Source organism: Chryseobacterium sp. SNU WT5 (assembly GCF_007362475.1).
GTDB lineage: Bacteria > Bacteroidota > Bacteroidia > Flavobacteriales > Weeksellaceae > Kaistella.
In genome coordinates, this window is record NZ_CP041687.1 from 403,069 (window position 1) to 420,084 (window position 17,016).

A 17,016-nucleotide genomic window follows, 5' to 3' on the forward strand; every position below is an offset into this window, starting at 1 on the left:
GTAATGGATTTTAAGATTTGTATCTTTGTTATTATCAAAAAGAAAAATTTATGAAAGTAGATATTTGGAGTGACATTCGTTGTCCGTTCTGTTACGTTGGAAAAAAGAATTTTGAAAAAGCATTGGACCAGTTTCCGGATAAAGATAAAATTGAAGTAACATGGCATAGTTTTCAACTCGAACCAGAATTGAAAACGCAACCTGAGAAAGACCCGCTAGAACACTTTTCAGAGAAAAAGGGAATCCCCATTTCTCAGGCCAAAGAAATGTATGAACATGTTTATAAAGCTGGTAAAGAGGCAGGGATTGCGTTTAATTTTGAGCATCAGAAAGTCGCCAATTCCTACAGAGCACATCTTTTATTACAATTGGCTGCGACGAAAAACGTAGCAAATGAAACAGAAGAAGCGCTATTTATAGCTCAACTTATTGACGGTAAAAATATTGACGACGAAGCAACTTTAATTGAAATTGGCAAATCAGTTTCATTAGACGAGGACGAAATTAAAGACGCTTTAAAATCAGATGACTTCGGAATGGACGTAACCCGTGATATGATGATGGCTAATCAAATGGGAGTAAGTGGTGTTCCGTTTTTTGTAATTAATGATAAATATGGAGTTTCTGGTGCACAACCTCCAGCAGCATTTACAGATGTTCTGGAAAGTTCCTGGAAAGAATTTTCTGCGGGTGATAAAGGGTTACAGATTATCTATGGCGGCGAAAGTTGCGATCTGGATGGTAACTGTGATTAAGAATTTACACTATAATGATACCAACTTCCGAAGTCTCTGATTCCGGAAGTTTTTTTTCATAATCACTAAAATTAATCAAGGTCTGAAAATTGTATTAAATCCTGTTTAAAATTTAAATCATGAGCAGAGGTTTTGTAAAAGAAGATGATCAGGAAGAAATCCCTTTACTTCCACCGAGAGCAGATCTACCCGTTGGAAAAGAAAATTTCGTAACTGAAAATGGGTTCAATTATTTATTGGAAGAAAGAGATAGTCTTTTGCAAAAGCAGGAAACATTGGATTCTTCGCAAGAGAAGGAATACCGAATCTCATTTAATCATATTAACGCGAAAGTTCGATTATTAAATGAAAGAATCGCTACTGCGAAAATTGTAGATTCTAAAAAATTACCTCAACAGGAAATTCATTTCGGAGCAAAAGTTACCTTTAAAAATGTAGAAAATAATTCAGAACAGACTTTTCAATTGGTTGGCGTCGATGAGGCGAATATATCCGAAGGTAAAATTTCATTTATAACTCCACTGGCTAAAGCATTAATGAATAAAAAGGTTGGTGAGCAAGCGGTTCTCAATCTGGGTGAGAAGAAAAATGTTTTTGAGATTTTAAAAATTGAATATTAATTTTAATAATCTGGAAGATAGCGGAGATTAAATAAAGTAGTATTCTTTGAAAAGAGTCTGAAACTAAAAGAAAAATTAGTAATTGGTCAAATATTCTTTGGGATATTTAGGATAAGATGAGCTAAATTACTAATCAAATTGTTCTTTTATTCGTCACTAATTGAAGGATTAAAATAATCCCAGAAAAAATCAATCCAACAATCGAAACACCTGTCCATCCGAAATAATTCCAAGCAAGCGAACCGAAACTTGTTCCTGCTGCTCCTCCGATGAAAAATCCAACCATATAAATCGTATTTACTCTATTTCTAGCTTCTGTGTTTTTAGAAAAGACGATGTTTTGATTGGTAATATGCACCCCTTGAACGCCGAGATCGATTAATATAACACCTATAATTAAACCGATTATAGAATGAGGAGAAACCAGAAACATCAACCATGAAACGATTATTAAGATCGCTCCAAAAATAATTAATTTACTTTTTTTAACGCGATTATTTAATTTTCCAACTACCGTTGCACCGAGTGCTCCAGCGATCCCAAATAATCCAAATCCACCCGCAATGGCACTTCCGTAACCAAAAGAATCTTCCATTAAAAAAACAAAAGTCGTCCAAAAAGCACTTAAACTGCCAAAAGCTAACGCACCACGCAAAGTTGCTAATCTCAATGTTGGTTCTGTCTTTAAATAAAACCAGAGAGATTTCATCAATTTCACATAACTTTCTCCAAACTTTGGTTGAATGACGGGCAGTTTTACATTTAACAAAAAGAAAAGTAGCGTCATTAATCCAGCAGCGCCATAAAAAACAGTTCGCCAGCCGAAATATTCACCGACCAAACCACTTAAGACCCGACTTCCCAAAATACCAATCAACAGCCCACTCATCACAATTCCGATAGATCTGCCACGAGTATCATCACTGCTTAAATGCGCTACCATTGGAACAAATAACTGGGGAAGAGTCGAGGTAAAGCCAATAAAAAAACTGGAGATGATTAACAATATCAAAGACTTGGAAAGTGCTGCACCCAATAGTGCCAGAACCAAAATTAGAAAATCAACCCTTATGATTTTCATATTGCTGATCTTATCGCCTAAAGGAATAATAAACAACAGCCCGAGCGCATAACCAATTTGCGTAGAAAGAGCTACATTACTCACCTCAGAATCACTTGCATTAAGACTCAATGCAATATCATGAAGCAGTGGTTGGTTATAATACAAATTCGCAACAACCAAACCTGCAGAAACACTCAGCAGGTAAAGTAAGGAATTTGATAAATTATTTTTCATTTAATTTATTAAGCCGTTGCAAAACTAAACCTTCTAACCAAATAACCATTCAAGGTCTTTATCGTATTGATAAATGAAGAAATATGAGTAAGTCTATTAAGGAAAAATTACAACTACTAAAAACAAAACATAATTTATCTTAATGCGTGAAATCTTTTTATTGAGGTTGGTTTGAATATATATTTCGCTGTCACTGTCTGCGGAGAATTGACATCTAACTGATACCAAGGTGAAATCGCAGGATTTTTATGATTGACCAAAATATGAATGTCTTGGGCTGGCATAAAACTTTCCGCCAATAAATACACTTTATTACCGGCAGAATCCTTTGCAACTCCTACAATAATAACGGTATGACCTGGACTGCCAGGCTTAATAATTAAATCTCCCGCTCTGATGATTTCGTTGTCACTAATAGGTAAGGATTCCCGATCCAGAGAAATAGTCCCTGCGTACGTAAATATCACATTTAAATATTTACGGAAATTTTTATAAGAACCGTCGACTTTTCCTGTGCTTATAAAATTAACCCGTTCTTCAGCTTCCTGTGTTCTAAGTCCATTTTTAAAATCAATCCAGGAAAACATTTGACCACTCGTCAGTTCAAATTTAATCTCATCAAATCTTTTATTTTTCCATAAATACTCGGCGTATAATCTCATCCAAGCATCCGCGCATTGCTGCAAATCAAGATTTCCGACATCGATCCGCAAGACTGAGATATGATGATTTTGCTTCTCGATGGGTACTGCATTGTAATATCTCACCGGGAAATCAGGTGGATGAAGAGGGAATTTAGTTAAATATTCACTGAAACTTCCTGGCTCTCCTTTCACCCAAGCGAAACCACTGGGCGGTATAAATCTTGTTAAAATTTGAGATTTTGATCGGTCATAATTCAAAAATTTGGTCGTTTCGATAACTTGATTGAAATATTTTTGCGAAAAAAAGAATAAAAAAATACATAAAAGGTGTTTTAACGGTCTCATAATTAATAGTTTAGCCAAAATTAGACAATATTTTCAAATAAAGAAAAATAACTTTTCCTTTTAAAAAACATCATTATATTTGAGCAACACTTGAAAATGAAAAGATATTCCTCTGCCTTCTTCCTCTTATTCCTGTTTTTTGAGATTTATGCTCAGCAGGATCACATTTATATCTCTGCGCAGCTAGCCGAAAACAAAAAAACGATTACAGTAAATCAGGAGATAGTTTATCATAATATATCGCAAAAAACTTTAGATAAGATAAAACTTCTTAACTGGATCGCGGCATACAAGACTCGCGACACTCCCCTTTTAAAAAGAAAGCTGGAAGATCGTAATAGTGCGTTATACTTTGCCGAATCTGAGCACTTAGGTTCCCTGGGGGATTTAATGGTTCAGATTGATGGTTCCGATTGGGTGAAAACTCCCTCATCGGAGGAAAACATTTATATTCCTTTAGGGAATCCACTTCCTGCAGGTGACGCATTAAAAATAAATTTGAAATACCAAATCAATTTACCGGACGCTAAGTTCACGGGATACGGAACAGCAGTAAATAAGATCGCTTTAAAATATTTCTTCCTAACTCCAGATTCTTTTGAAACAGAAATACCGTCTTTCCGCTATTATTTGGATATAGAAGAAAATCAAAGTCCTGGAAATTTCTGGAAAATTAACCTTAAAGTCCCGGCAGGATTAGCGGTGGAAAGTAATTTACCAAAAATTAGCGATCATTCTTTCGAAGGCCAACTGAATAAAGATCCCGAGTTTATCATTAGGGAAGCAAACTTTGATCAAATTACAACACAAGTCAACGATCAAAAGATTACTATAGAGTTCAGTTATCTTTTAACCGAGTTAGAACGCCGGAATTTAGAGTTTTTCCTTCCGCTACAGTTACATTTTATAAAAAACAAAATTGGTTTTCTACCTTCTAAAATTTTAATTACAGAGAAATTCAACAAGGATGAAAATTTTATTGGAATCGACGATATCAACTTTTGGAAATTTCACTATAAACTTTTCAAAGATGAGGAGAAAACGGATTTAAACTATTTCAGTATTTTGTCCAAAGCAATAGTTCAACGAGCTGCGATTTTCGAAAAAAGCCAAGATCACTGGTTGACAAATGGGTTAAAAACCTATCTGGAGATTCAGTACATCGACCGATATTATCATGATCGGAAACTGTTAGGTGATTTACCTAATGAACTGAAGATATTTGGTTTAAAGCCTCTTAAATTTTTTCATTTATCAAATTTAAAACTCAGCGAGAGATATGGTCTAGGGTATCAATATATGCTCACACAAAATCTAGATCAAAAAATTAAAATACCTTTTGAAGATTTAAGTAATTTCAATGCAACAGCAATCAGCCATTTCGAAACTGGTAACCTGTTCTCCTTTATTGCAGAGAAAATGGGTTCAGAGAAATTTGATGATTTTCTTAAGAGTTATCTTACTAATCATGAGGGGAAACATATTGATCAAAAAGAATTTTTAGATGAACTGACTTTAGCTTCAGGATATTCAGCAGATTTTCTGGAAGAGTTCATCGCTCAAAAAAACAGGGTTAATTTTAAGTTAAAGAGATTTCAAAAAAGCGGAGATCAATTTCAAGTAAAAATTTCGAAGAATACAACTCAACAAATTCCCTTTAAATTAGAAACTGAAACAAAAACGGGAGAAAAGCAAGTATTTTGGTTTGATACCGAATCTTCTAAAAATACAGTACTTTACAATATTCCCCAAGCAAATGCTGATAAAATCGTCGTAAACAGTGATTACATTTTCCCAGAAGCAAACTTCCGCGATAATTACCTCTACACCAAGGGATTATTTGCAAATACAAAGAAAATAAGATTAAAGGTGTTCAAAGACATTCCAAATCCTGAATATAATGAGATTTACGTAAATCCACGACTTAATTTTAATGCGTACGACAAAGTACTTTTTGGAGTTAACTTTAAAAACTCGTCCCTATTTGACCGGAAATTTGATTATTCAATTACTCCTTATTTTAGTTCAGGAACGGGAACACTGGCGGGTTCTGGAAATGTTTCCTATTCTTTTCAACCAGCCAATAGTTTTTATAGATCTTTGGATTTAGGAATTTCCAGCTCCTACTTTCATTATGATTATGATTTAACTTATAAGAAATTTGCAGCCTCTGCCAACTTGAATTTCGCAAAGAACCCTCGCTCCGACATTCGGCGGAATTTGGTATTCTCTTACAATTTTCTTGAAAAAGAACTCAATGAAATATTAAGAGCTCAGAATGACTACGCGAAATATAATCTTTGGAATTTAGGATATGCTTACTCAGACCGGAGCTTAATTCATGAGAAATATCTAAGCGCAGGACTGCAGTGGATGGAGGATTTCCAAAAATTTTCAACGGAACTCTCCTATCGATGGGAATTTGACAGAAATAAAAAAATAAGTTTCCGCTTTTTCGGAGGTTATTTCTTCTCTAATAAAACAAAGAACAATTTATTTGATTATGGAATTTCAAGAGTTTCAAATTATTCATTTTCTTACGGCCTCATAGGTCAAAGCGCAACTACAGGTTTGCTTTCGCAACAGTTTATTCTAGCTGAAGGAGGATTTAAATCTTATATCGGGACCCCGGCAAACCAATGGATTTCGACGGTTAATGTCGATTCTCATGTTTGGCGTTGGTTTAATGTTTACGCAGATGCAGGAGTTTATAAAAGTAAATTTCAGGATCCTAAGTTCATTTGGGATTCTGGAGTTAAGCTGAAGGTCATTCCTGATTTTCTGGAAGTTTATTTTCCAATCCAAAGTACTTTAGGGTTCGAACCCTCATTTAAAGATTATGGCAAAAGAATCAGATTTACGTTGACTCTAAATTTCTCAGCGATTACCAGTTATTTCCGCAGAGGATATTTTTAAAGATATTAAAAAAAGCGGTTCAGCGCTGAACCGCTTTATAACTATTATGTATGACCATTTTCAATCATGTTGCAAATTTTAAAAGCAAAGTGTGCAAAGAAAATACAATAATGACGATTTTCGGATATACATTTAACTATTTTAAGAAATTTAGTTCTTTAAAATTTTCTGAGAAACTTTTTTCCCATCGACTTCCGCATTTATGAAATAAACACCTTTAGTTAAAGATGATACGTCCAATGCCGAATTTTCAGATACTGTCGCGGATTTTACTACCTGACCATTTAAGTTTATAATTTGTACTTCTGCATTGGCACCAAATACAATAGAGTTTGTAACACTTGTATTTTTTACTAATTTATTTTTTATATTATTAACATCTGAAACAGCCAGAGAAGCTAGTGGTGTTGGAGCACCCGTCTTAAAATCTGCACTATTATTATTTGAATCTACGCCTCCTGTTCTTGCAATGGATACAGTAGCTGACGGGCTTGGTGCAGCGCCAGTTCCTTCAAATTGCGAAGCAGCGCCATATCCTACAAAATCTAATACGTTCGCATCAGTTGGTGCTACAACTTGAGTAGTATTAGATGCAAGCACAATCTTTCCATCCCCAGCTGCCATTATAAATCCAGCTACAGTATTGGTACCACCACCAAAATTTATAGGGATAGGAGCAATAAGGTCAGGAGTTAGATCTACAGTTCCACCAGCTCCAGCCCCTTCCTGAATTAAATAGGTCTGCCCAGGATTTAAAGTAATAGGAGGTAAAGGATGATACTGATTAAATGTTCCGGTTTTTGACGCATACTGTAATGTTGCGTTTGTTAAGGTAGCTGCAGTTGCTCCAGTATTCATTAACTCTATGAAGTCATTTTTATAAGTGGATCCTGAATTCCCACCGCCACCGTAAACTTCATTGATAACAATCTGCGCATTGCTCATTGTAGCAATCGCTGATAGACTTAAAAAGGTAAAGATTTTCTTCATTTTTTTAGAATTTTGTAATTGATGATTAGTTTTGTAAAGTAAAGCTACACAATACTTTTCATTAAAAACCTAAAATAATAATAAATATTTAATAACAAAAGAAGATTATCCTTTCGGATAATCTCTTTAACTGATATTTTTTCGAAAATTTACCTTTTAACAATTTTTTGAGAAACTGGGCGCCCATTTAGCATTCCCGTAACTACATATTGACCTTTGGGCAATACAGCGACATCTAAAGGATTTTTCGCTGAGACTGAGGCAGTTTTTACAATTTGACCATTCATATTAACAACTTTCACGTCGGAGGTAACAGCAAATGAAATCGTGTTTTCTACCAAAGTATTTTTTACAAAAGCTGTTTTTTTAGTATTGGTATTATTGACACCGAGACCAGCTTTATAAACTTCAATATCATCTAAAAAAAATCTATTTTTGGCACTTTGTGACGAAAAAACAATCTTACTATTAGGGGTACCTCCAGTGATTTGCACGGTGTAACCAAAAAAAACACCTTGTGCTAAATTAATAGTTGAAATATTTAAGGATCCACCACCAATGATCGCAATATTCATTTTAAATTTCTCGCCATTACCAGCCCAGGCACCCGCTTTGAAACTTAATATGGCATCACCCGAAAGTGAAGACAATTCTGGTGTAGTGACTGATCCAGGCTGAGTTTCTGTACCAACTCTTATACATTGATCTGCAGCGTAAACATTTGTGAACTCAAATCCCGGCAATGTCGTAGCTTGCAATAATGATACAGAGCTCCCAGTCCATATACCATCATTTCCTCCACTTCCTTGCATGTTGTCGAAATCAGCAGCAAAAACCGATATTTGAGCATTAAAACCAACTGCAACAATTACAGTCGCAACTAAAGAATAGATTTTTTTCATTTTTAATTATTTGAGTATAATATTATAGTTGTAAAAATAGGATTTGTTTTACCAATTTAAAAATTTTATAACCCAATTATTATTAATTATTCAAAAATAATTTTAATGATAGTTTTTCGTTACTTTGAAAAAAATACCTTCGTACGTTTTGATTAAGAAAATAAGTTTAATTTTCTGTGTGTTAATCGCATTATCTCCTGTAAATGCACAGATTTTCACTTGGCAAAATCCTAATTTATCTACCGACTCTATAAAACGCGATTCTATATTGACTGCCAAGATTGAAAAAGATATTTTTTCAAAAGATACCTTAGATTTTATAAGAAGACCTGATCAAAAAATTATTGAAGAGGGTGTTTTAGTGAAAAATAACCGGTCACAAATTTTAACCGATTTAAATTCAAAAGGATCCATCATTCGGGGAATCACTTTCGGGAATAATCAGGGACAAAGCGTCCAAAGTTCCATGGACTTACAAGTTACAGGAAAACTGTCTACTGATGTTTCCATTCTGGCCTCTATCTCTGATCATAATCTTCCTGTACAAGCAGATGGATACACCCAAACGCTGGAAGAATTTGATAAGATCTACCTGCAGCTTAACATAAAAGATCGTTCAATTTTACGCGCTGGTCATTTAGATTTATTTAATAATCAAATTCATTTTGCACGCTTTCAACGACGAAGTATGGGTTTGCAGTTTGAGACGCAAATTGGAAACGAAAATAAAACGTTTGTAGATCTTTCTGCGGGAGTGGCGAGAAGTGAATTCTTCCGGGTGCGATTTGACGGCGTGGAAGGCAATCAGGGTCCATATCGTTTGAATGGAAAAAATGGTGAGCAGTTTATAACCATCATTTCAGGTTCAGAATTAGTCTACATTGATGGTATATTGATGAAAAGAGGTGAAAATCAAGACTATACCATTAACTATAATACGGGCGAAATAACTTTTACAACTTCCAGGCCTATTTTTAAGCAAAATCAAATTTCAATTTCGTACAACTATGCAAATCGAAATTATACTCGATTTCTAGTAACTGGTGGTATTCAACACGAGAGAGAAAAACTAAAGATAGGATTCAACTGGTTTCTAGAGAATGACAATAAGAATGCTCCGTTGGCTTTAAATCTTTCGAAAGAAGATGAGCTGATTCTTGCAAATGCAGGCAACGATACCAATAGCATGTTTGCTCCATCGGGAACCGTCTCAGATTATGATGTGAATAAAATACTGTATCAACTCAAACAAAATGGATCAAATTCCTATTATGAGTTCTCAACTGATCAAAACCAAAGCCTTTATCAAGTAGCATTTACGTATTTTGGTGAAAACTCAGGTGATTATCGTTTAAAACAAACAACAAATAACGGTAGGCTTTTCGAATATGTTGGGACTAACTTAGGTACCTACAGAGCGGTGAGGAAACTTCCTGCTCCACAAAAAGCGCAGGTTTTTTCTACCAATGCAGAATTCCTTTTAGATAATGGGAAAATAGGAGCTGATCTATCTTTGAGTAATTATGATATCAATTTATTTTCTTCCAAAGACAATAATCAAAACCTAGGTTATGCAACCAGAATTTTTGGCAATAAAACTTTCATCAAAAATAACTGGAGAGGGACGCCAAGTATAGAATACCAGCATATCAGTTCCCGATTTCATATTTTAGACAGGATTAACGATGTAGAATTTGCACGGGATTTTAACCTCTCTCAAGAGTTCAATCAAATTGCACAAAACAGATTAATTTTTAGTTTTCTAAATCAATGGAACAACAGTTCTTATATCAACTATCATTTTAATTTCTTAGATGAAAAAAATTTCTATCAAGGTCTGAAAAATGATATTGAATTTGGGTGGAAAGCAAGAAAATTTAATACTCAAGGTGCAATCTCCTATCTGGATACAAAATCGGTATTCCAGGATACCAACTTAACCAAAGCCAAAGTCACGACCGAATACTCGGGAAAGAAAGGAAATTGGTCCATTGGAGCAAGCATGGAACATAATCTTAAAAATTTTAATCAGACCGGCTTACTGGATGTGACAAGTTATCGCTTGAAAGAAATTTTCATTCAAAAGAAAATTGGTGATTCTACCAGAACAAAACTAATGGCTAAAATGTACTTGCGGGACAATGATTCAGTAAAAAACAATATACTGCAAAACAGAAATCAGGTACTTGGTTTTATGGCAGAAAGTCAACTCGTCAAAACGGAAAAAGCAACATTATCAGCATTGGTTCACTACCGAAAATTTTTTGAAAAAGCAGAAGATCAGCAAACATCCTATAATCAGGATTTTATTGTTGGAAATATCACTTACCAACAACAGTTATTTAAAACGGGAATGCGGTTGCAGGCGTCTTATGAACTGGGAAATGGTCAGGAAGCACAACGGGAATTTCAGTACATCAAAGTAACTGATGGTCAGGGAATTTATAAATGGACGGATTATAATGACGATGGAATCCAACAACTTGATGAATTTGAAGTTGCTGAATATGCCGATTTAGCCCAGTACATACGAATTTATACAAATACCGTAAAATACATACCATCTAATAAAAATAAAATACAGGTTGCTTTATTTATCAATCCTTCTATTATTTTTAATTCAGAGAATCAATTTTTAAAACGTTGGAATTTTAATATTTCCGTAAACTCTCAAAATTCTTATTTAAAAAAAGAACAGGCAATCGTTTGGAATCCACTGTCTAAAAACCAGGATCAAATTTTGAAAAATCAAAACATTTTGGCTTCAGCTCAGTTTAATTCTTCTGCGCAATCCGGCTGGAATGGCAATTACCGCTTCATTGCCAACGATAATTTAATTAATGCCAATTTTAGTAATGAAGAACGTAAGCAGACTTCTCATTTCTTAAATATTGGTCATCGGTTTGGACAGGACCTTAGATTACACTGGGAAAATTCTGCTCACGAAGTAAAAAATTCTTCGCAGCTTTTTTCCAGCAGAAATTTTGAGTTAATAAATTTTGAAACAAGACCCAAACTCACCTACCAATTTACAGATGCTCTTCAATCGGAAATATCTTCCGCATTTCGTCAGAAAAAAAGAATCGATGGTAATGAATTTTTAAAATCGTTTGATCTTACCGGAAGTTTACAATGGGATTGGAGAAAAACTTCAATTCGTGGAAATTTTTCTTTCATTAATAATGATTTTACAGGAAATAACTTTTCAATTGTTGGCAATCAAATGCTGGATGGTCTGAAGCCTGGAAAAAACCAGGTATGGTCCGTTTTTCTGCAGCAAGCCATCAATTCTTTTATTCAGCTTGATATGAATTACGAAGGGCGAAATTCTGGCGAACGAACGATTCACATTGGATCCATGCAGGTTAAAGCCAGTTTCTGAGAATTAGGTAACGGGTGTGAGGTCGTAGTCCGCAGATTAAAGTAGAGTGTTTTAAATTAATAACTACTTTGATGAATAAATTAATACATACTCAATTTCTTAATTAATCTTCATAAATGATATACTTCATTCTGATTTTCTCGAAATCATTCAAATCATTTTTCCACGAATCTTTAATTTCTTTTGCAGATTTACCAGCGATGATTTGCTTTCTAAGTTGATCTGTTCCTGCCAGTTTATCGAAGAACAAATTCTTTAGGAAGAAGTCCTGTTTTGGATTTTTATATTCTTTATAGGACTGCAGAAGCCAGTCTAAGTTTAACGCTCGTAAATCATCTGTATGATTTGAAAGGTTTTCACCGTAACACAATTGACCGTTTAAAAAAGGATCGGTTGCACCGGCAGAAGGTTTTGGTGTAAATTGATAAGCGAAATCTTTAGTCCACGGCGAACCGTAAATCTGAAAGGGCAAACCAGTTCCTCTACCCACTGAAACCTGAGTTCCTTCAAAAAAACATAAACTAGGGTACAAATTAATAGATAGGTCGTTAGGCAGATTAGGTGAAGGTTGCTCAGAAATCTCATACCTTTGTTTCTTATGATAATTCTGCATAGGAACCACCGTATACTTGGCTTGTATTCCTTTGCTAAGCCATTTTTCACCATTGACCATTTTCCCATATTCCCCAATCGTTAAACCGTACACCACGGGAATATTGTGCATCCCAACAAAACTCTTCCACTGATTTTGTAAAACCGGACCATCAATGTATCCATCATGTGGATTTGGGCGGTCCAGCACGATCACTTCTACATTATTTTCAGCGGCGGCCTCCATTACATAAGTTAAAGTAGAAATATAGGTATAGAATCGAACACCAACGTCCTGAATATCAAAAAGTATGACATCAATTCCTTTTAATTGTTCCGGTTTCGGTTTTTTGTTAGTTCCATAAAGGGAAATAATAGGAATACCAGTTTTGCTATCTACTCCGTTTTTAACATGTTGTCCCGCATCTGCATCGCCCCGAAAGCCATGCTCAGGCGCAAAAATAGTTCTGATGTTGATATTATTTTTCACTAAATAGTCCACCAAAAAAGTCTTGTCTTTCAGTAATCCCGTTTGATTAGTCACAATCGCCAGCGATTTATTTTTAAGTAAAGGGAGATACAATTCTGGGCGGTCTGCACCCGTTTTAAAACAGTTCTTATCGATATTCTGTGCAAAATTCATTTGGTAAAAACCAAAATAAATTAGCACAATCAGAAGTAAATCTTTATTTTTGGCTCTTAAACTCATCTCTTGAAATTTCCGTTATATTTTTCTAAAAAAATTGCTTTTTCCAAAGATAATAAAAATAATCTGTCACGGGTTATAGTCTTTATTGGTCGACTTTCCGTTGCATTGGGAGTGATTGTTTCACTTTTGACAATTTCTATCGGATTTGGCTCCAAAAAAGCCATCAAGGAAAGAATGGCAGATTTCTCGGGCCACATTTCCATTAAATCCAAACAATCCAATAATTCCTACAATTCTTCAATTTTAAGCACAGAAGGCCTTAAGGTAGATAAAATAAAAGCACTTCCGGATGTTGCATCAACTCAAAAATACGTAGCGGTAAGCGGCATTCTCCGGAACGAACATAACTTTGCAGGGATTATATTTAAAGGTGTCGGAAAAGATTTTGATTCTGCAAGATTCCGAAAGTTTTTAGTTGAAGGACATCTACCGGCTGTTACGGAGAAAGGCTATAATAACGGCATCTGTATTTCGAAAAAGATTGCAAATGACCTCCATCTTAATGTGAAAGACAGTATTGTTGCAATTTTTTCTAAAGAAAGTCAGAAACCACTTTATCGTAAATTTGAAATTGTAGGTATTTACAAAACCGACATCAAAATGATTGATGATTTGTTCGTAATCGGAGGAATTAACCATGCCCGAAAAATTCAGGGTATGCAAAGTAATGATGTGGGCGGAATTGATGTTTTTCTAAAAAATATTAATGATATTGACGAAGACGCTCCGAAAATTGATAAGTTGGCCGGCTACAAAAATTACACCGTAAAAGCTACAGATCAATATCCACAGATCATGGATTTCATTGCTATTTTTGATATGAATATTGCTCTAATTATCATTATTATGTTGGTGGTAGTTATCATCAATATTATCATGGTTCTCCTCATACTAATTATTGAAAGAACCAAGTCTATAGGCATGCTGAAAACTTTGGGAGCCACAAATGGTCAAATCCGATGGATCTTTATTAACTATACTTTACTCATTATGATCCCAGGTTTAATATTTGGTAATTTAATTGGTTTGCTTCTTTTATTTATTCAAAAATATTTTGGTATTATTCAGTTAAATCCAGAAAACTACTATTTGAGTGTAGTTCCCGTGGAAATCAATGTATTACACATCATCCTAATTTCTGTCGGCATCTTGATTATTTCGGGTATTTCTTTGGTCTTGCCAAGCTATCTGATCAGTAAGATTTCGCCCGTTAAAGCAATCAACTACAATTAATATATAAAATTATATCTTTGCAAATTCATAATTATTGTTACAATATTTATCGAATTAACAATTCAAAAAAAGCTATGAAATACGCACAAAATATTCTTGAAACTATTGGAAATACACCGCTTGTAAAACTGAACAAGGTTTTGGGTGAGGATTTTCCAGCTTTGGTTTTAGCAAAAGTAGAAACCTTTAATCCCGGGAATTCTGTGAAAGACAGAATGGCTTTGAAAATGATTGAAGACGCTGAAAAAGACGGACGTCTAAAACCAGGTGGTACCATTATCGAAGGAACTTCTGGGAATACAGGAATGGGCCTGGCTTTAGCCGCAATCGTGAAAGGTTATAAATGTATTTTTGTAACAAATGCTAAACAGTCCAAAGAAAAAAATGATATTTTAAGAGCTGTTGGCGCAGAAGTAATCGTTTGCCCGACAGACGTAACGCCAGATGATCCACGCTCTTATTATTCTGTTTCCAAGAGATTGGGCGAAGAAACTGAAAATGGTTGGTACGTGAATCAATATGATAATTTATCGAACAGATTAGCACATTATGAATCTACCGCACCAGAAATTTGGGAGCAAACGGAAGGTAAATTAACACATTTCATGGCAGGTGCAGGAACAGGGGGAACGGTAACTGGCTGTGGAACGTTCTTCAAAGAAAAAAATCTCAATATTCAAGTAATTGGTGTTGATACTTATGGTTCTATCCTAAAAGAATTCCACGAAACCGGGGAATATCATCCAGACCATGCTCATTCCTACATCACCGAAGGAATTGGCGAAGATATCATTCCAGAGAACTTTGATATGACTGTAATTGATCACTTTGAAAAAGTAACTGATAAAGACGGTGCTGTTTATGCTCGAAAACTTGCAAAAGAAGAAGGTATTTTCTGCGGTTATTCTGCAGGAAGTGCAATTGCCGCTTTAAGTCAGATGAAAGATCAATTCACCAAAGATGACGTAATTGTAGTTTTATTACATGATCACGGATCCAGATATGTGGGAAAAATCTACAATGATGAGTGGATGAAAGAAATGGGCTGGTTGTAAAATTTTGTGGGCGTGTCCTTTATAAAAACAGCCGTAAAAGTTTACTTTTACGGCTGCTTTTATAAACGTCGGTATCCAGTTCCCAATCTTTTTTCATGTAGTTCCCTCCTTTGGAGAAGGTTAGGGTGAAGAAAAAAGGATTTCCACCTTCTCCCTCACGCAAAGTGGTTACAAAAGTTCCGTTAGTTTTTTAGTCAAATTTTTTCGTGAGAATTGTTCTATATTTTGAGTTTCAGAAATTGTATTTCCTGACTTCCATTCTTCAAATTTCTGTAATAAAAACACTTTCAATTCTGATTCATCATCATAAGAAAAATGTTTTCCAGCATTGGTTTCTTGTAAGATTTTCTTTACATCACTCTCTTTTGGGCCAAAAGAAATAATCTGTTTTCCAATTGCTAAATATTCAAAAATCTTTCCGGGAATAATTCCTTTTGAGCTTTCATCAGGGAAATTAGTGAGTAAAAGTAAATCAGAATTCGCCATTTCTATATTCGCTTCTGAATGTGAAACATACCCTAAATTACGCACCAAATTTTTAAGTTCTGATTTTTCAATTTCAGTCATAATTTTATCATCGATTCTTCCAACAAACTTTAATTGAAAATCATTTTTAAAATCCTCGTTCTCGGAAATCAGTTCGTTTAAAACTGTCCATAAAACTTCAGGATTTCGCAACTGTTCCAAAACTCCGGTATAACTTAATGTAAATTTTGAATTCTTTGTTTTAATATTTTTCGCAACTTCATGTCTATCATAACCATTGGTAATACAAAAAGAATTCGCTCCTTTCTTTCTGAAATTTTCAGCATCAGAAAAACTGGTGGCTAAAGTAATATCTGCAGTTCTAAAAACTTTCTGTTCCAGATCTCTGTGTTTTTGATCTGCAGCCTTGGTCAATTTCAAATGTTTATAATAAGAGATTTCTGTCCATGGATCACGAAAATCGGCAATCCATTTTAAATCAGGAAACTCCTTCTTTAATCCCAAGCCAATCAGATGCATCGAATGCGGTGGACCGGTCGTAATAAAAGCGTCAAACTGATTCTCTTTCAAATATTTCTTTAAAAAGTTCACAGACGGTTTCACCCAGAAAACACGTGCATCAGGAATGAAAAAATTACCACGTACCCAAATCGAAAGCCTGGATTTCCAGGATTGATTTTTTCCAACATCAAATTGCCCGGCTTTGAATTTTTTATTGTCTTTTCCAAAAAACTCAGCAAGTTGATAAGGTTCCCAAATCTTGGTTTTAATGATTTCTAAATCGTTAGAAATTTCTTTTTCTAAAGTCTCATCAACAATCGGATAACTCGGGTTTTCAGGAATAAAAACAAAAGGTTTCCAACCGAAATCGGGTAAATATTTTACAAATTTCAACCAACGTTGAACTCCTGGTCCACCCGCTGGAGGCCAATAATAGGTAATGATTAATATTTTTTTCGCTGGTTTCATTTAATATTTGACAGGAATTAACAACCGTGAAGTTACTTTCAGAAATTATAAAATAAAATTATTTAAATGCATAATATAAAGTCAAACCATTAAGAGATTAAGAACAATTAAGACTTCATCTC

12 protein-coding genes are annotated in these 17,016 nt (G+C 34.7%); 6 read left to right on the forward strand and 6 right to left on the reverse strand.

Features of this window, described 5'->3' with window-relative positions:
• Positions 1-50: 50 nt before the first annotated feature.
• Positions 51-755, forward strand: coding sequence for a DsbA family protein (locus FNJ88_RS01920; protein WP_143851479.1), 705 nt, complete (start codon positions 51-53; stop codon positions 753-755).
• Positions 756-874: 119 nt separating this feature from the next.
• Positions 875-1,375, forward strand: coding sequence for a GreA/GreB family elongation factor (locus tag FNJ88_RS01925; protein WP_143851480.1), 501 nt, complete (start codon positions 875-877; stop codon positions 1,373-1,375).
• A 133-nt stretch (positions 1,376-1,508) separates the two neighbouring features.
• Here the strand turns inward: FNJ88_RS01925 and FNJ88_RS01930 are convergent, their stop codons facing one another.
• Positions 1,509-2,672: an MFS transporter gene (locus tag FNJ88_RS01930; protein WP_143851481.1), complete on the reverse strand. Its 1,164-nt coding sequence runs from the start codon at positions 2,670-2,672 to the stop codon at positions 1,509-1,511.
• Positions 2,673-2,806: 134 nt separating this feature from the next.
• The gene (locus tag FNJ88_RS01935) at positions 2,807-3,574 is read right to left on the reverse strand and encodes a DUF4846 domain-containing protein (RefSeq protein WP_228414550.1); all 768 of its coding nucleotides are present in this window, start codon (positions 3,572-3,574) and stop codon (positions 2,807-2,809) included.
• 183 nt (positions 3,575-3,757) lie between these two features.
• Here FNJ88_RS01935 and FNJ88_RS01940 point away from each other — a divergent pair, with 183 nt between their 5' ends.
• Positions 3,758-6,577, forward strand: coding sequence for a M1 family metallopeptidase (locus FNJ88_RS01940; RefSeq protein WP_143851483.1), 2,820 nt, complete (start codon positions 3,758-3,760; stop codon positions 6,575-6,577).
• A 150-nt stretch (positions 6,578-6,727) separates the two neighbouring features.
• Here the strand turns inward: FNJ88_RS01940 and FNJ88_RS01945 are convergent, their stop codons facing one another.
• Positions 6,728-7,567, reverse strand: coding sequence for a T9SS type A sorting domain-containing protein (locus FNJ88_RS01945; protein WP_143851484.1), 840 nt, complete (start codon positions 7,565-7,567; stop codon positions 6,728-6,730).
• Positions 7,568-7,716: 149 nt separating this feature from the next.
• The gene (locus FNJ88_RS01950; protein ID WP_143851485.1) at positions 7,717-8,469 is read right to left on the reverse strand and encodes a T9SS type A sorting domain-containing protein; all 753 of its coding nucleotides are present in this window, start codon (positions 8,467-8,469) and stop codon (positions 7,717-7,719) included.
• A 178-nt stretch (positions 8,470-8,647) separates the two neighbouring features.
• Here FNJ88_RS01950 and FNJ88_RS01955 point away from each other — a divergent pair, with 178 nt between their 5' ends.
• A complete protein-coding gene (locus tag FNJ88_RS01955) occupies positions 8,648-11,851 on the forward strand; it encodes a hypothetical protein (protein ID WP_228414551.1) in 3,204 nt (1,067 codons plus the stop codon).
• Positions 11,852-11,954: 103 nt separating this feature from the next.
• Here the strand turns inward: FNJ88_RS01955 and FNJ88_RS01960 are convergent, their stop codons facing one another.
• Positions 11,955-13,151, reverse strand: coding sequence for an exo-beta-N-acetylmuramidase NamZ domain-containing protein (locus FNJ88_RS01960; protein WP_143851486.1), 1,197 nt, complete (start codon positions 13,149-13,151; stop codon positions 11,955-11,957).
• Between the two features lie 3 nt (positions 13,152-13,154).
• On the opposite strand from FNJ88_RS01960, the gene FNJ88_RS01965 reads away from it, so the two are divergent.
• Together FNJ88_RS01965 and FNJ88_RS01970 are read left to right on the forward strand one after the other, a co-directional pair.
• The gene (locus tag FNJ88_RS01965; protein WP_143851487.1) at positions 13,155-14,384 is read left to right on the forward strand and encodes an ABC transporter permease; all 1,230 of its coding nucleotides are present in this window, start codon (positions 13,155-13,157) and stop codon (positions 14,382-14,384) included.
• Between the two features lie 74 nt (positions 14,385-14,458).
• The gene (locus tag FNJ88_RS01970; RefSeq protein ID WP_143851488.1) at positions 14,459-15,439 is read left to right on the forward strand and encodes a PLP-dependent cysteine synthase family protein; all 981 of its coding nucleotides are present in this window, start codon (positions 14,459-14,461) and stop codon (positions 15,437-15,439) included.
• A gap of 168 nt (positions 15,440-15,607) precedes the next feature.
• Here the strand turns inward: FNJ88_RS01970 and FNJ88_RS01975 are convergent, their stop codons facing one another.
• A complete protein-coding gene (locus tag FNJ88_RS01975) occupies positions 15,608-16,894 on the reverse strand; it encodes a glycosyltransferase family 4 protein (protein ID WP_143851489.1) in 1,287 nt (428 codons plus the stop codon).
• Positions 16,895-17,016: the final 122 nt, after the last annotated feature.